Origin of the sequence: Citricoccus sp. SGAir0253, assembly GCF_005877055.1 — a bacterium.
Lineage (GTDB): Bacteria > Actinomycetota > Actinomycetes > Actinomycetales > Micrococcaceae > Citricoccus.
The window spans coordinates 521,669-536,611 of record NZ_CP039424.1 but is presented as its reverse complement, the minus strand read 5'-3'; the positions used below and the strand labels follow the sequence as shown (position 1 = coordinate 536,611).

Sequence of the window (14,943 nt, the reverse complement as noted above, 5' to 3'; positions counted from 1 at the left end):
CGCGGACCGGCCGGCCACGCCCGACGACGGCAGGAGACGACCATGGAACGGTGGCGGTTCACCGGCCACATCGCCGGGGCGGGTACCGCCGGCGGCACCCGGCTCGTGCTGGGCGCCTGGGACCGGAGCCCGCACGGGGCCTTCGCCGACGTCATGGTCGAGCACCCGGACGGGCGCCGCGAGCTCCTGGCCCCGGACGAGTGGGTCGCCGAGTTCGTGGCCGCCACCTACGTGTTCGACGCCGTCCGGCTGGTCCCCGTGACGGTCACCGTCGACGGCGGCGCGGGCGACGGGATCGGGACGGGCGACCGCCCGGGGGCTCGCTGGACCGTCGCCGCGGGCCCGCTGCGCTGGGAGTTCACGGTCGGCGCGCGGACCGGCTGGGGACACGTGCTGCGCGCGGTGCCGCCGCGGCTGGGGCGCACGCTCACCGTGGCCCGGGTCAGCGACCGGGTCGCCCGGCTCGTCATGCCCGGCGTGCGCACCCTCGGCACGGCCGGCAACGACCGCCTCGAGTGGTACGCCGCCCGGGACCTGCACCGGCTCACCGCATCGAGCGCGACGTGGGACGGGCAGGACCTCGGCGCCCTGGCGGACATGGACCCGCCACCGCGCTTCGGGTTCAGCTCCACGCCGCGCTCGCCCACGCTCACCACCCTGACCAGCACGGTGCGGCTGGGCGGCTGACCACCACGGTGCGGCCGCGCCACCGAGGCACAGCCACCCGCACGGTTCATGCCCTGATGGACCATTCCCCGGACCGTTCCCACAGGAATCGTCCATCCGGTGATGGCGATCCGGCGGGAACCGGGCGGGCAGGCGGGGGCGTCCATCGACCGCCGGTGGCGCGGCAGGGCATGATGGGGCCATGATCCGTCACGAACGCATCGAGGACTACCTGAACCGCCTGGCCTCCGGGGAGCCGACGCCCGGCGGCGGGGCCACCGGCGCGCTGATGACCGCCCAGGGCGCCGCGCTCGTGGCCATGGCCGCCCGCTTCAGCGAGCGCGAGGAGCTGGCCGCGCGCTGCGAGGAGCTGATCGCGAGCGCGCTGGGACTCTCGGACGCGGACGAGTCCGGCTTCGCCGCCGTCGCGGACGCCTTCGCGCTGCCGAAGGACACCGAGGACGAGCGCGCCGAGCGCTCCCGGCGCATCCAGTCGGCAATCACGCGCGCCGCGGAACCGCCGCGGGCGATCGTGACGATCGGGGCCGACGTCGTGCAGGTGGCCCGGGAGCTGCTGGACAAGTGCAACCCGAACGTGCTCAGCGACGTGGGCACGGCCCTCGCCGGGGTGCGCGCGGGGCTGGTGGCCGCGGTGGTCACCCTCGAGACGGACCTGGCGCCGGTGAAGGACCGCGACGTCGAGTTCCGGCTCGCGGAGGACATCGCCCGGGCCGCGCGGCTCGTCGAGACGCTGGACACCCAGGTGACGCGGGTGCGGCGGATGATCCGCGGCTGACCGGCGCCGGGCGCTGCCGCCCCCGCCCGGACCCTCATCCGGCCGTCACCGGGCCGGCGGCATCTCCACGTGGACGACCTTGACCTCGGTCATCTCGTCGAGCAGCTCGGGCCCGTAGCCGAAGCCGGAGCCGCTGTCCCGGCGCGGCTGGGCGGCCCCGCCCGGGGCCCCGCCGAAGACGTTGTTGACCTTGAGCGTGCCCACGCCGAGCTCGGCCACGGCCTGCTGGGCGTGCGCGATCGACCCCGTCAGCACGGTGGCGGCCAGCCCGTAGCGGCCCTCGGCGGCCAGCCGCAGCCCCTCCTCGAAGCCGTCCACCACGCACACCGGGGCCACGGGGCCGAAGGTCTCCTCGCGCATCACGGTCATCTCCTGCGTGCAGTCGCGCAGCACGGTGGCGGGGTAGGCCGAGCCCTCTCCCGCGGGCACCTCCCCGCCGGCGAGCACGGTGCCCCCGGCGGCGACGGCCTCGGTCACGTGCCCGTGGACGGTCTCGCGTAGGCGGCGGTCCACGAGGGGGGCCAGCAGCTCCGGGTCGGCCGAGCGGCGCTCGGCCTCGGCGGTGAGCGCCGCCAGGAACGGCTCCGCGATCGCCCGGTGGACGTAGACGCGCTCCACGGAGGTGCAGATCTGGCCGGCATTGGTGAACGCGCCGATCGCGGCCTGCTCGGCGGCCCAGGCCGGGTCCACGTCCTCGTCCACCACGAGCGGGTCGTTGCCGCCGTTCTCGCGGATCACGTGGGCGCCGGTCTCCAGGGCGGCGCGGGCGATCGCCTGGCCGGTCTCCGTGGAACCGACGTGGGCGACCATGTCCACGTCCGGGCTGGACGTCACCAGCCGCCCCGTCTCCGGGCCGCCGGTGACGGTGACGAGCACGCCCTCGGGCAGCGCGGCGGCGAGGATCTCGCCCAGGCGCGCCCCGGTGTGCGGGCAGCGCTCGGAGGGCTTGTGGACCACGGTGTTGCCGGTGACGATCGCGGCGCCCAGCAGGCCCGCGGCCACGGCCACGGGGTCGTTCCACGGGGTGATCGCGGCGACCACGCCGCGGGGTTCGGCCACGGTCCAGTCCGCGGCGAGCGCGGAGCCGCGCAGGCTGCGGCCGCGGTGCACCGGGCCCAGCTCGGCGTACTGGTGCAGGGTCCCGACGCCGGCCATCACGCCGCCGAGGGCCTCGCCGGCCAGCTTGCCCGTCTCCCGGGTGTTCAGCTCGGCCAGCTCCTGCGCGTGCTCGGCCAGGGCGTCGGCGGCGGCGCGCAGGATGCGGCCGCGCTCCTCCGGGCTGGTGCGGGCCCAGTCCCGGGCGGTGGACCGGGCGGTGGCGACGGCGGCGCGGACCTCGTCCTCGCCGGCGCAGGGCAGCGTCCCGACGACGGAGCCGTCGTGGGGGCTGAGCACGGTGATCTCTGCAGGGGCGGTGGCGGTGGTGGTCATGGATCCGACCCTACCGGCCCTCCGTTACGGTGGGGGAAGTCGGGCCGCCGCGGGGGCGGCCCTTCCCGATGAGAGGACCACGCATGATCTCCCAGTCCCCCAACCCCGGCCGCGTCCTGGTCACCGGTGGCGCCTCCGGCCTCGGCGCCGCGATCGTGGCGGCGGTGCGCGAGCACGGCGGCACGCCGATCGTCCTGGACCGGGACATCAGCGCCGTGTCCGGGGTGCCCGCCTACCAGGTGGACGTGGCGGACACCGCCGCGGTCACCGAGGCCGTGCGCACGGCGGCCGAGGAGGCCGGGGGCCTGGACGCCGTCGTGACCGCCGCGGGCATCGACCGCTGCGGCCGCCTCGAGGACGTGTCCGTGGAGGACTGGGAACTGGTGGTGGGCGTGAACCTGTTCGGCACCGTCTCCACGGTCCGCGCGGCGCTGCCGGCGCTGCGGGCCTCGCGCGGCCGGATCGTCACCGTGGCCTCCACGCTGGCCCTCAAGGGCGTCTCAGACGCGACCGCCTACTGCGCCTCCAAGTTCGGCGTCCTGGGCTTCACGCAGGCCCTGGCGGCGGAGCTCAAGGGCGAGGTGGGCGTCACCCAGCTCATCCCCGGCGGCATGAAGACCCGGTTCTTCGACGACCGCACGGAGCAGTACAAGCCGCAGGACGACTCCCAGCTCAACGACCCGCAGAACGTGGCCAACGCCGTGCTGTTCGCGCTGTCCCAGCCGGCCGGCTGCGAGGTGCGCGAGCTGTTCATCGCCCACGCCGAGGAGCCGTCCTGGCCGTGAGCCGGCGACCGCGGGTCACCGTCCGGATCACCTGAGGCCAGGGGGCGGCCGGGCCTTCACCGGCCGCCCGGCGGCTTCCTACACTGGCGGCATCGCACCGGTCCGGAGGTCGTCATGAGCGTGCTGATCATCGTGGAATCGCAGTTCGGCAACACCCGGCACGCGGCGGACGCCGTGGCCGAGGGACTGCACGACGCCCTCGGCGGGGGCGCCGCCGTCGAGGTGGTGGACGCCGCCGACGCCGGCCCGCAGATCCCCGCGGAGGTGCGCCTGCTGCTGGTGGGCGGTCCCACGCATGCCTTCTCCATGACACGGGAACGGACCCGGGAGGGGGCGCACGAGCAGGGCGCCACCGCGCACGAGCCGTCCGAGTCCGGCATCCGCGAGTGGATCGAGTCAGTGCAGGCCCGGCCCGATGTGCCGGTGTACACCTTCGACACGCGCGTCAAGGTCCCCGGCCTGCCCGGCTCGGCGGCCAAGAGCGCACTGAAGGCGCTGCAGCACCGCGGCTTCCAGCACGTGGAGCGCGGGGAGACGTTCTGGGTCGAGGACACCGCCGGCCCGCTCAAGCACGACGAGATCGACCGGGCCAAGGCCTGGGGCGCCGAGCTGGCCGGGCACGTCAGCGGCTGACGGCTGGCGGCTGGCGGCTGGCGGCCCAGCCGGCATTCGTCCGGCTCCGGAGGACATGTCCGGGGTGGTCCCGGGGCTTGGACGGGTCTCCGGGGTCCGGACGGCCGGGCCGGGACCGTCCGGAGGCGCCTCAGCCGAGGCGGCTGGCGTCGCCACGGGCCGCGGCGACGGCCAGGCCCAGCGCGCCCAGGGTCCGTGAGCGCTCCCGCGGTGGCACGGCAGATCCGTCGGCCCGGGCGCCGGGGTGATAGGCCGCCACGCAGGCGGCCGGGCTCCCGGTCCCGACGCCGGCCGGCAGGACGAGCACGGAGGCGCACCCGGGTGCCCCGGGAGGGGCGAGCAGCTCCCACCCGGAGACGGTGCGGTGCGGGAGGGTCCGCGGGCCGAAGCCCGGCAGCGCGCTCGCGAGCCCGGCCGGCTCGAACGCCGTCCCCATCCAGCCCAGGACGCGGTCGGCCACGGGCGCAGGCAGTGGCGCCGGTCCGCCCGGCGCTCCGGATCCCTCCTCCGTGGCCGGGGCAGGGTTGGCCACGGGCGGAGACGGCGAGGCCGGGCCACCGGGCGCCCCGGCGGCCTCTCCCATGGCCGCGAGCCGGTGGGCGACCCGCGGCGGCCCGGCGGGCGCGCCCCCGTGGGCAACCGGCATCCCGGCGGCGACGAGCCGCTCCAGCAGTGCGCACAGGTCCGCGGGGGTCGTGGTGCCCAGCAGCCCCTCGCCCCAGCTCTCCCCCGCCTCCAGGCCGGTCAGCTCCGTGGCCGCCAGCCCCACGTCCGCCACCGCCCGTCGCGCCTCGGCCAGGACGTCCACGCCGCGGGCGGCCAGCGCCTCGAGCAGCGCCAGCACGCAGGCCCCGTCCCCGGTCCCGACGACCAGCGCCATCGCGTCGCCGACCGCCAGGGACAGGTCCCCACCCATGAGCCGCAACGTCCCGGCCCGGGCGCCGGCGCGGTGCCGGGCACCGATCTCCACGGGCTGGGCCAGCAGGCCCGGCTCGTCGTCGGCCAGCCGGGCCACGGCCAGCGCGAGGACCAGCTTCCCGGTGCCGGCGAGGGCGTGCGGCCGGTCGGCCTCGTGGTCCCGGGGGCCGAGGCGCACCGCCTCCGAGGCGAGGCCGGGGCGCACTGCCTCCCGCGCGGGCCCGGGGCGGACCTCCTCCGCTGCGGCGCCGGGCCGCGACGCCGCGGCACCGGCCTCCTCCCCGGACGCCGGTGCCCCCGGGAACCGCACGGCGAAGCGCAGGCCGGGCGCCGCCGTCGGGACGTCCGCGAGCGGCGTGCCGAGGGCGGGAGGGGCGGGGCGGGCCGGGGAGGGTGCGCTCATGGCACCACCCTAGGACCGGCGCGCCCGCGGGGAGGCCGGGCCGCCGGAGAGTGCCGCGGTGACGAGGGACAGCAGCTCGCCGGGGGAATCCGTGGCGCCCGCGGCACCGCGCTCCCGGGCCTCCGCGGCCTGCTGCCGGGCCCCGGCGCCGGCGTAGATGACGTAGGGTGTGCGGTCTCCCCCGGCGCGCAGCCGCTCCAGCAGGGTGTAGCCCGCGGACCGGTCGCCCGGGCGGCCCATGTCCGAGATGACCAGGTCGGCACCCCGCTGCCGCAGCCTCTCCAGCGCGTCCTCGGTGGACAGCGCCGTGTCCACCGCGGCGCCGAGCGCCTCGAACACCTGCCGTTCGTAGCGGTTGTTCTCCGGCCGGTCGTCGACCCACAGGATCCGCGCCCCCTGGAGCCCCTCGCGGCCGCCCGCGCGGGTGCCCGGGGCCATGACGGCCTCGGCGATGCCCGCCGGGTCCATCGGGGCGGCGCCCCGCTGCTCGGTGGCCACCGCGAGGGCGACGCCGGCCTCCACCCTGCGCCTGAGGTCCAGCTGGAAGCTCCCGACCTGCACCGTGGCCTGGTCGGAGGCGTTGAACTTGGCGATCAGGTCCGCGCCGAAGCGCCGCAGGACGGCCAGCACGAGGACCACCACGACCAGCGGCCACGCGACGGCCGAGAGCACGGCGGCACCGGCCGTGATGAGCTGGGACCACTGGTCTGGCGTCACCGGTTCGCCCTCCTCGTGCGGGCCGCGGGCGGCAGCGGTCCTGACGCCATTGTCCGCAGTCGGCGCCGCGGTGGGGAGGCCGCGTCGTCGCCCGGACCCGGTGCCGGTCACGCTCGGTGCCGCGGCTCGACCGCCTCCTGCACCGCGAGCCCCAGCTCGGCGAAGACGTCGAACACGGCGTTGCGCCCGGGCACCCCGTCGGGCAGCCGCGTGGGGACCGTCTCGGCGTAGGCGGCGACGGCGGCCCGCGCCGCGCCCCGCCCGTCCAGCGCGATGCCCACCTGGGACAGCGAGCGCAGGCCCCGGCCGTTCTTCTCGGCGAAGGCGATCCGCTCCGTCGCGGCGCCGAGGCGCGGGGTGGCGATGCCGCGCATCAGCCCGATCGCCGCCCGGCAGTCCTCCGGCGCCAGCTGCAGCCGGGCGGCGGCCCGGGGGTCGGTGGTCCCCGTGGCGAGCAGGGTCAGCAGGTGCGCCTGGTCCGCGGCGGTGGTCACGGTGACGGCGTCGAGCGGGTGCGACCACGCCAGGTCCCCCGTGCGCGGGAAGGTCTCGCGGTGCCACGTGGCCCGCATCCCGGCCCACGCGCAGTAGTCGTTGACGTACTGCAGCGCCTCGGCCTCGGCGGCGGCCCGGTCCGCGCCGGGCGCCACCGCGCTGCCGATGGCCTCGAAGACCAGCCGCGTGCAGACGTTGTCCGAGGTCGCCATCATCTGCACGAGGCAGTCGCGCAGCCCCAGCTCGATCCCCGCGGAGAGGCTGCGCAGGATCCCGGCCTGCACCCCCTCCTTGAGCTCCTCGGTCACGGTGAGCCGGTGGTCCGGCGCGAGCCGCCCGGCCCGGACGAGCGCCAGCGTCGCGCACAGCACCCCCACCTTCCGGGTGGAGAAGGACGGGACCACGACGTCGGCGCCGCGGGACAGCGTCCGGCCGGCGGCGGGTGCCGGGGCACCGGCGGTGGCCGCCGGGGGTGCGGTGGTGGGCGCCGCCGGACCGGCGGCCGGGAGGGCGGGGTGCCCGGCCGGCGTCGGGTCCAGGAGGACGATGCGGTAGTGCAGCGCGCAGGGGGCGCCCTCGGCGAGGGCGGTGAGGCGGCGGTCCAGCGCGAGGACGTCCATGGGGCTCCCTTTGGTGCGGGTGACGGCGGTGCCCAGCGTAGCGAGACGGCCGGCGGGAGCGGGACATGGACCTTCGGTCAATGGTGCGGCCTCGTCGGCGATCCCTACGATGGGCAGCGCGGGCGGCCCTGGCCCCGGAGCCAGCGGCCCGGCGTGGTCCCCGCCCGGAGCAGGCCCAGGACACGGCGGCCGGACGCGCGAGGCGGTCCCGCACCGAGACGACCAGAGCGGAGTGAGCCATGTTCGACTACACCGATCGGCTGTCGGCGGCCCTGAGGGCCCGGGGCGCGGACGAGGCCCTGGTGCGCTCCGCGGTGCGCGCGGTGGAGCCCCTCGAGGAGCGCGACCGGGTCTCCGCGTTCGGCGATCCCGAGGACTACGCCGCCCGGCTGGCCCCCGAGCCCCGGCGGAGGCCGCGCGTCGGGCTGATCCTCCTCGGCCTCGTCCTGGCCGTCGTGCTCGCGATCGGCCTGCCGGTCATGGCGGCCGCCGGGGTGCCGGCGACCGCCGCCCTCGCGCCCCTCTCGCCCGTGCTGGCCCTGCTCGCGCTGGGCGCGGGGGTGCTCGCGGAGTTCCTCCGCTACCTCGCCGCCGGCCGGGCGGCGACGGCTAGCCGCGGCTGATCGGCACCTTGCGCCGCCCCTCGTCGCCCGGGCCCGGCTCCGGGACGGGGACGGTGATCTCCAGGACGCCGTCCCGGTAGGAGGCCTGGATGTCGTCCGCCTGGGCATTGGCGGGCAACGGCAGGGTGCGGTAGAAGGAGCCGTACCGGAACTCGGACCGGAAGCCCTCCTGGTCCTCGGTCCGCTCCTCCTGGCGGCGCTCCGCCCGGATCGTCACCGTGTTGTCGGAGACGCTGATGTCCACGTCCTTGTCCGGGTCCACGCCCGGCAGCTCGGCGCGGATGCACAGCTTGCCGTCCTTGACCTCCTCCTCCACGCGGATCATGGACTGGTCCAGGTCTCCCTCGAGGAGACGGCGGAAGGGCACGGCCAGGTCGAAGGGCGTGCGGCGCTCGAACGGGTTCCACCTCAAGAGATCGCTCATGGCGGGGTTCACCTCCACTGGTTCCACGCGCTCGCGGCCCCCGGGTGCGGCCCCGGAGGTTCCCGTGTCCGCGGCGCAGCGATCATGTTAATCAGCCGGGCGCGGGCGCGGAACCCTCCCTCGACGGTCCTCGGCGGCCCGGGCGGGGAACGTCCCGCCCTGGCGCAACCGGGCCAGCGCTCCCGCGCCGCGCCTGGCACTCCGGACCATATCCGGGACCCGCGGGACCCCGCGAGGGGTGGCACGCCCACCTCTCCGGACGTCCTCGGCGTGTCGTCCGGCGTGGCGTTTTTCCGGCCCCCACAGGGGGTGTAGTGTCCTGCCCAATGCCGGCTCTCGGCAGGACCGTGCCCGCTCTGGGCCGTAGAGGTTCCGCATCACTTGGAGGACGCCATGTCCGCTTTCCTGCCCTCCTTCGCCCCCGTCTCGCGCACCGGCCTGTCCGGCGCGACGTCGGAGACCACCGCCTTCTGGACGATCACCGGCGTCGTCGGCCTGACGGCCCTCGCGGGTGCCGCCGAGGTCCTGCTGCACGTGATGGGGTAGAGCCCTCCGGCCGGCCGGTCCCCCCGGCCGGCCGCCCACGCCCGCGTGCCCTCACCCGCCGGTGGAGCCCGGCGTCGACGCGGTGGCCACGGCCGCCCGGCGGCGCCGCGCCCGGGAGACCAGGCCGTCCACGCTGACGCGCCCGGGGCCCACCACGGCGATCACCAGCAGTCCGGCCCCCACGGTCGCGGCCAGTTCCCAGCCGCCGTCGGTCACGAACACCCCGCGGCCGACGTGCAGCGGCAGGGCACCGGCCATGACCACGGCCGGCAGCAGCGCCGCGAGCGGCGTCAGCGCGCCCAGCAGCAGCAGGAGCCCGCCCCCGGTCTCGGCGACCATGGTGAACACCGCGGCCGCCCCGGGCTGGGGGATGCCCAGCTGCCCGAAGCCCTCCGCCGTGCCCGGCGCCCCGACGGCCACCTTCTGGAGACCGTGGGCGACGAGCACCGCGCCCAGCACCAGCCGGGCGAGGAGCAGGACGAGGTCCCGGGCGGCCTGGGGCATCCCCACGAGCGTGCCGTCCCCCGGGACCGTCCGTGCCGCACGGCGCCCGGGGCGTCCGCCGTCGGCTCCCGCCGGCGGCTCCGGGGTCCCGGCCTCGACCGCGTCCGGGGGCCGCGGCGTCGCGCTCCGGGCGGTGAGGGCCTGGGCCGCGCGCTCCTCGGGCGAGGGCGGGCCCGCGTCCGGAGCCGCCGTGCGCCGTCCGGGGCCGCGGTCGGTCGTCTGGATGTCCGTCACGTGCAGTCCTCTCGGGTGGATCGGCCCGGCGGGCCTCCCGCCGGCCGCCCCGGATCGGGGCCGCGGTCCAGCGTGGCCCATCCGCCCATGTCAGGCGAGCGGGAGCGCCGTGCTCGCAGGACCCTCCCAGCGTCCTGCCACGTGCTGTTCAGTCCCGGCCGGACCTCGGTCGCCCTGCGCGCGGTCACGCGCCCTGGGTAGGTCGGCGCGGCGGGGCGACCCCCGACGGCGGCCACTCCCCCGGCGCGCGCCGCGCGCCGTACCCTCGGGGCATGGGACCCCGGCTCCGGACGATGCTGGCCACGGCGGCCGTCCTCGCCTCCGCGAGTACCGCAGCGGCCTGCGGCATGGGGACCGGCGACGGCGAGGGGGACCGGCCGGCAGGACCCGGCACCTCCGCCCCGGTCGACGGCTCCCCCGGCGCGCTCGCCCCCACCTCGTCTCCGGCGGGACCGGCCTCCGGCCGGTCCTCCCCGTCCGCGGCACCCACCGGCACGCCGGCCGCGAGCGGGCCGGCCGTCGTCGTGGGCGGGCTGGAGGCCCCCTGGTCCGTGGCGTTCCACGGGACGGTGCCGCTTATCAGCGAGCGGGACTCGGGCCGGGTGCTCGAACTGGCCCCGGACGGGCGGGCGCGTGAGGTCGGCACCGTGCCCGGCGTGCGCCACGGCGGCGAGGGCGGGCTGCTCGGGCTCGCCGTGCGGGACGGGACGCTCTACGCGTACTCCACCGGAGACGGGCAGAACCGGATCCAGCGCTTCACCGTGGCCGGCGAGCCCGGCTCCCTGGCGCTCGGAGAGCCGCGGGAGGTGCTCGGCGGCATCCCGGCGGCCGGGAACCACAACGGCGGACGGATCGCGTTCGGCCCGGACGGGATGCTCTACGCCACCACGGGGGACGCCGGGAACCGCCCGAGCGCACAGGATCCCGGGTCGCTGGCGGGCAAGGTCCTGCGGATGACGCCCGAGGGCGGCGTGCCGCCGGACAACCCGTTCCCCGGCTCGCTCGTGTACTCGCTGGGCCACCGCAACCCGCAGGGCCTGGCGTGGGCGCCCGATGGCACCCTCTACGCGAGCGAGTTCGGGCAGGACACGTGGGACGAGCTCAACGTGATCGAGCCCGCCGGCAACTACGGCTGGCCGGAGGTGGAGGGCATCGCGGGCCGGGAGGGGTTCGTGGACCCGGTGCAGCAGTGGGCCCCGCGCGAGGCGAGCCCCAGCGGGATCGCCGTGGCCCGGGAGGCGGTGTGGGTGGCGAACCTGCGCGGCCGGCGGCTGCGCGAGGTGCCCCTGGCGGACCCCGGCGCCGCGACGGAGCACTGGGCCGGCGAGTTCGGCCGCCTGCGGGACGTGGTGCGCACGCCGGACGGGCAGCTGTGGGTGCTCACCAACAACACCGACGGGCGGGGCCGGCCGGGCCCGGACGACGACCGGGTGCTGCGGTTCGGCGGGCGGTGACGGCGGGTACCGCCGGTGGCGTCAGGCCAGCGCGTCCCGCAGCTGGGCCAGGACGGCCTGCCGCGGGCGGGTGGCCGCGAACGGGCCGGGCATGCGGAAGATGCGCGCGCCGGAGGCCGTGCGCTCCTCCTGGAACCCGGGCCGGCCGGGGTGGCCGAGCAGCGCCTCCACGGGGTGCCGGAAGACGCAGACGATGAGGTCCACCGGGTGGGCGTCGAGCTTCGCCCGCAGCTGCTCGCGGCCCACGCGCAGGTCCTCCGCGGTCAGGTCCTTCTCCCCCACGGTCGGCTTCTTGACGATGTCCGTGAACCCGACGCCGGCCGCGAGCGCCGCCTCCTCGAAGGCGTGCTGGTCCTGGGCGAGCGTGAACAGCCCGGCCTCGGCCAGGCTGCGCAGCTGGCGCTGGCCGACGGGGCCCTGGTAGTAGTGCCCCGCCGCGACGCTGACCGGCGAGGGGTTGAGGCCCACGATCATGGCCCGGGCGTCCTGCGGCCACAGGTCCCGCAGCGTGAGGATCGGCTCGCCGAGCCACTCGGCGCGCTCCTGGTAGCCCACGAGGGCGGCTCCGGGCTCGCCGGCGGGGGCCGTCCCGGAGGTGGGGGCGGCGGCGACGGGAAGGGACTGGTCCACGGTCATGTCCCCAGCATGACAGGCGCGCGGGCCCGGGGCGCGCCGGCCGCTCGCAGGGCGACACAGTCGGTCACGGTCGGGAAGGTAATGGGTTACAGCGGAACGGCCGCCCTCCCGAGGGGAGGACGGCCGTTCGACTACTGGTCAGCCCGCGGGCTGGTCAGGTCAGGCGGGGCGAACCGCCGAGGCCTGCATGCCCTTGGGGCCCTGGGTCGCCTCGAAGGAGACCTTCTGGTCCTCCTGCAGCTCCTTGAAGCCAGTGCCCTCGATGGCGGAGAAGTGAACGAAGATGTCAGCGGAGTTGTCGTCCGGCGCGATGAAGCCGAAGCCCTTCTCAGCGTTGAACCACTTGACGGTACCGGTGGCCATGGTGGCCTCTTTTCTCTCGGGGTGTATACCCGCGGGGATTCCCGCGGGGCGAAGCGGCATGTTGCGAACCGCTTCTCGACGCCCCGTTCGGCCCCGAGGGGCCGCCCGGTCCGCAAATGTGACGGACTTACTGCTAGTACAACTTCGACTCCCACGGTACGGCACGGAGGTCCGAATCCCTAATGCGCCCACTGCACGCCCCTGGGCTTCCCTGGAAGCCCGGCACCGGACGCAGGCCCCGCTCCCTCACCCCTCCGTCACGATCACGATGCGCGTGGTGACACGCCGACGAACACACCATCGGCCGTGTACGTAACCCCTCCGCCCGGGACGTTGCGACGCGACCCGGCGTGCTGGTCAGAGCTCTCGGAGGTAGAGCAGCATGCGGGAGTCCTCCCCCGGCTCGGTGTTCGTGAAACCGTGGCGCTCGTAGAACCGCCGGGTGTCCACGTCCACCTCGTCGACGTTGACGTGGATCTCCCCGCAGTGCCGTTCCCGCGCCCGGCGGAGCATCCCTAGGACCAACTCGGTGCCGATGCCCCTGTCCCGCAGCCGTGGGCGCACGTAGAGCTCCTCGAGCTGCATCAGCGGGCCGTCGTAGTACGGCGAGGACCGGGTGGTGAGGTAGGCGAAACCCTCCGGGTCCGCGGGATCGCCGGCCAGCAGCACCAGCTGGTCCTCCCACTCCAGCAGCCGCGTGAAGCGGGCGGCGAACTCCTCCGCCGTGGGCGTGGGCGAGTCGAACTCCACGTTGAAGTCGTGCAGCAGCCGACCGACGGTGGCGGCGTGGGCCGGCGTCGCGCGGGTGATCGTCATGGGGAGAGGGTGGCACGAGCGGCCTGACACCGCACTCCCCGGCCTGCCGGGACAAGAAAGGGGGGCGGCGCCGACGGCGCCGCCCCCCTAGGCCTGGCGTGCCTGCCCTCGCCTCACGTACACGCTGAATGTGGAGACGCGCCGAGCAGGACGCCGTCGGGCGTGTACGTGACCCATCCGACGGCGTCCACCGCAGGGTCAGGGCGCCCCGCGCCCCCGCCGCTCACTCGTACATCGCGATGAAGCGGCCGATCACCCCGCCCTTGCGCAGCTTGTCGATCGCCTCCGGGATCTCGCCGTGGGAGATGTGGTTGACCGGCGGGTTGAGCTGGCCGGACTTCATGATCTCGTAGATGCCGGCCAGGTCCTCCTTGGTGCCGGACTTCGAGCCCTTGATCGTCAGCTGGTTGATGATGATCGGGTACGTGTTGATCGTGGCCTCGAGCTTGCCCATGCCCACCTGGACGAGGGTGCCGAACTCGCCGAGGGTCTCGATGCCGGCCGCCGTGGTGGTGCCGAAGCCGGCGTAGTCCACGATCAGCTGCAGGTCCTTGTCCTTGAAGGCGTCGATCGAGTCCGCCACGCCGGCCAGGCCGATCTCGTCGGCCAGCTTCTGCGTCTCGGGGTTGATCTCCGCGCCGTAGACCTCGGCGCCGGCCAGCACGGCGCAGCGGGCACCGATGTAGCCCAGCCCGCCGAGGCCGATCACGCCCACGCGCATGCCCTCCTTCGCCCCACCGGCGGTCATGATCGCGTGGTAGGCGGTCAGGCCGGCGTCGGTGGCCATGGCCCCGAGGTCGAAGGGGACCTCGTCCGGGAGGCGGACGAGGTTGTCGTCCGTGGCGCGGAGCTTGGCGGCGAAGCCGCCGTCCCACTTGCCGTAGCCGAGGGCGTCACCGTCGGACATCACGGGGGCCAGACCCACGCGGTCCCCGACCTCCCAGTGGTCCATGCCCTCGCCGACCTCGCTGACCACACCCGCCGACTCGTGGCCCATGGTGCGCGGCAGGCCGTGCTGGAACAGGGCCATCCAGCCGGGGTCGTCGAGGGCGGTCACGTCCGAGTGGCAGACGCCGGACGCCTTGACGTCCACGACCACCTCGCCGGGGCCGGCGTGCGGCTCCTCGACCTCGTTGAGCTCCAGGGGCTTGTCGGTTCCCACGAACTGCCAGGCCTTCATGCCATCAACCTCATTCCACGTCGGACTGCGGGGCGGTGTCCGTCCCGGCGTCGCCCACGGTGGCGGCGCACGGCCCGAGCCTAGGCCGGTGGCCCCGGGGCGGCTCAAGGGCCGGTGGGCGGTGAGGTCCGTCGCAAGCCTCCCGTGCGCCCTGGTACCGTCCTGTCGTTTCGGCCGCCCACGAGGAGAGACGCCCATGATCGCCCTGACGGAAGACGACATCCGCTCCTCCTTCGTCAACGCCTCGCGCCGCGAGCGCACCGGGGCCACCTTGCCCGCGGAGCTGGCGTCCACCGACTGGGACGGCCTCGACTACCTCGGCTGGCGGGACCCGAAGATCCCGGGCCGGGCCTACGCGGTCGTCCCGCTCGACGGCGGCCCGGTCGGCATCCTCTTCCGCCAGGCCGAGGCGCCGGCGGGCCTGCGCATGATGTGCGCCTGGTGCGAGGACGTGTGGCTCAGCAGCGAGGTCGTGTTCTACGGGGCCAAGCGCTCCGGGGCCTCCGGGCGCCAGGGCAACACCATGGGGACCTACCTCTGCCGCGACTTCCAGTGCTCGGAGAACGTGCGGCGGGATCCGCCCCTGCCCTACAAGGGCTACGACCTGGACGCGGCGCGGCAGGGGCGGATCGAGCAGCTGCAGCTGCGGGTGGCCGCGTTCGCCGAGCGGCTCTGACCGGTTCCGGGCCTCCCGGGACA

18 protein-coding genes are annotated in these 14,943 nt (G+C 75.8%); 8 read left to right on the top strand and 10 right to left on the bottom strand.

Features of this window, described 5'->3' with window-relative positions:
* Positions 1-42: 42 nt before the first annotated feature.
* Both E7744_RS02410 and E7744_RS02405 read left to right on the top strand, forming a co-directional pair.
* Complete coding sequence (locus E7744_RS02410; protein ID WP_137772744.1) at positions 43-687, top strand: hypothetical protein; 645 nt, start codon at positions 43-45, stop codon at positions 685-687.
* 181 nt (positions 688-868) lie between these two features.
* Positions 869-1,462 carry a cyclodeaminase/cyclohydrolase family protein gene (locus E7744_RS02405; protein WP_137772743.1) on the top strand — a complete coding sequence of 198 codons (594 nt, stop codon included), beginning with the start codon at positions 869-871 and terminating at the stop codon, positions 1,460-1,462.
* 45 nt (positions 1,463-1,507) lie between these two features.
* Here the strand turns inward: E7744_RS02405 and E7744_RS02400 are convergent, their stop codons facing one another.
* A complete protein-coding gene (locus E7744_RS02400; protein WP_137772742.1) occupies positions 1,508-2,893 on the bottom strand; it encodes an aldehyde dehydrogenase in 1,386 nt (461 codons plus the stop codon).
* A gap of 83 nt (positions 2,894-2,976) precedes the next feature.
* Between E7744_RS02400 and E7744_RS02395 the strand changes: the two genes are divergently transcribed.
* Positions 2,977-3,678, top strand: a complete 702-nt coding sequence (locus E7744_RS02395; RefSeq protein WP_137772741.1) for an SDR family oxidoreductase — start codon at positions 2,977-2,979, stop codon at positions 3,676-3,678.
* Between the two features lie 114 nt (positions 3,679-3,792).
* Positions 3,793-4,311, top strand: coding sequence for a flavodoxin/nitric oxide synthase (locus tag E7744_RS02390; RefSeq protein ID WP_137772740.1), 519 nt, complete (start codon positions 3,793-3,795; stop codon positions 4,309-4,311).
* A gap of 130 nt (positions 4,312-4,441) precedes the next feature.
* Here the strand turns inward: E7744_RS02390 and E7744_RS02385 are convergent, their stop codons facing one another.
* The 3 genes from E7744_RS02385 to E7744_RS02375 form a co-directional block, all read right to left on the bottom strand.
* Positions 4,442-5,632, bottom strand: a complete 1,191-nt coding sequence (locus E7744_RS02385) for a serine hydrolase (RefSeq protein ID WP_137772739.1) — start codon at positions 5,630-5,632, stop codon at positions 4,442-4,444.
* A gap of 9 nt (positions 5,633-5,641) precedes the next feature.
* The gene (locus E7744_RS02380; RefSeq protein ID WP_137772738.1) at positions 5,642-6,349 is read right to left on the bottom strand and encodes a response regulator; all 708 of its coding nucleotides are present in this window, start codon (positions 6,347-6,349) and stop codon (positions 5,642-5,644) included.
* Positions 6,350-6,456: 107 nt separating this feature from the next.
* Positions 6,457-7,464, bottom strand: a complete 1,008-nt coding sequence (locus E7744_RS02375) for a serine hydrolase (protein WP_137772737.1) — start codon at positions 7,462-7,464, stop codon at positions 6,457-6,459.
* A 239-nt stretch (positions 7,465-7,703) separates the two neighbouring features.
* Here E7744_RS02375 and E7744_RS02370 point away from each other — a divergent pair, with 239 nt between their 5' ends.
* Positions 7,704-8,087 (top strand): hypothetical protein, encoded by a 384-nt coding sequence (locus E7744_RS02370; protein ID WP_137772736.1) that lies wholly within the window; start codon positions 7,704-7,706, stop codon positions 8,085-8,087.
* Here the strand turns inward: E7744_RS02370 and E7744_RS02365 are convergent.
* Positions 8,074-8,511 carry an Hsp20/alpha crystallin family protein gene (locus E7744_RS02365; protein WP_137772735.1) on the bottom strand — a complete coding sequence of 146 codons (438 nt, stop codon included), beginning with the start codon at positions 8,509-8,511 and terminating at the stop codon, positions 8,074-8,076. The genes E7744_RS02370 and E7744_RS02365 overlap by 14 nt on opposite strands.
* Before the next feature lie 393 nt (positions 8,512-8,904).
* Here E7744_RS02365 and E7744_RS15715 point away from each other — a divergent pair, with 393 nt between their 5' ends.
* Entirely contained in the window at positions 8,905-9,057 is a 153-nt protein-coding gene (locus E7744_RS15715; protein WP_168199728.1) for a hypothetical protein, read from the top strand.
* Between the two features lie 51 nt (positions 9,058-9,108).
* Here E7744_RS15715 and E7744_RS02360 read toward each other — a convergent pair whose 3' ends face one another.
* Entirely contained in the window at positions 9,109-9,795 is a 687-nt protein-coding gene (locus E7744_RS02360; protein WP_246858516.1) for a DoxX family protein, read from the bottom strand.
* Between the two features lie 272 nt (positions 9,796-10,067).
* Between E7744_RS02360 and E7744_RS02355 the strand changes: the two genes are divergently transcribed.
* Positions 10,068-11,249 (top strand): sorbosone dehydrogenase family protein, encoded by a 1,182-nt coding sequence (locus E7744_RS02355; protein WP_246858515.1) that lies wholly within the window; start codon positions 10,068-10,070, stop codon positions 11,247-11,249.
* Positions 11,250-11,270: 21 nt separating this feature from the next.
* Here E7744_RS02355 and E7744_RS02350 read toward each other — a convergent pair whose 3' ends face one another.
* The 4 genes from E7744_RS02350 to E7744_RS02335 all read right to left on the bottom strand — a co-directional run bounded on the left by E7744_RS02350 (position 11,271) and on the right by E7744_RS02335 (position 14,244).
* Positions 11,271-11,885, bottom strand: coding sequence for a uracil-DNA glycosylase family protein (locus tag E7744_RS02350; protein WP_137772734.1), 615 nt, complete (start codon positions 11,883-11,885; stop codon positions 11,271-11,273).
* 159 nt (positions 11,886-12,044) lie between these two features.
* On the bottom strand, positions 12,045-12,248 hold the full coding sequence (locus tag E7744_RS02345; RefSeq protein ID WP_137772733.1) for a cold-shock protein: 204 nt from the start codon (positions 12,246-12,248) through the stop codon (positions 12,045-12,047).
* A 357-nt stretch (positions 12,249-12,605) separates the two neighbouring features.
* Entirely contained in the window at positions 12,606-13,064 is a 459-nt protein-coding gene (locus E7744_RS02340; RefSeq protein WP_137772732.1) for a GNAT family N-acetyltransferase, read from the bottom strand.
* Positions 13,065-13,287: 223 nt separating this feature from the next.
* Entirely contained in the window at positions 13,288-14,244 is a 957-nt protein-coding gene (locus E7744_RS02335; RefSeq protein WP_137772731.1) for an alcohol dehydrogenase catalytic domain-containing protein, read from the bottom strand.
* A gap of 196 nt (positions 14,245-14,440) precedes the next feature.
* Between E7744_RS02335 and E7744_RS02330 the strand changes: the two genes are divergently transcribed.
* Complete coding sequence (locus E7744_RS02330; RefSeq protein ID WP_137772730.1) at positions 14,441-14,920, top strand: FBP domain-containing protein; 480 nt, start codon at positions 14,441-14,443, stop codon at positions 14,918-14,920.
* Positions 14,921-14,943: the final 23 nt, after the last annotated feature.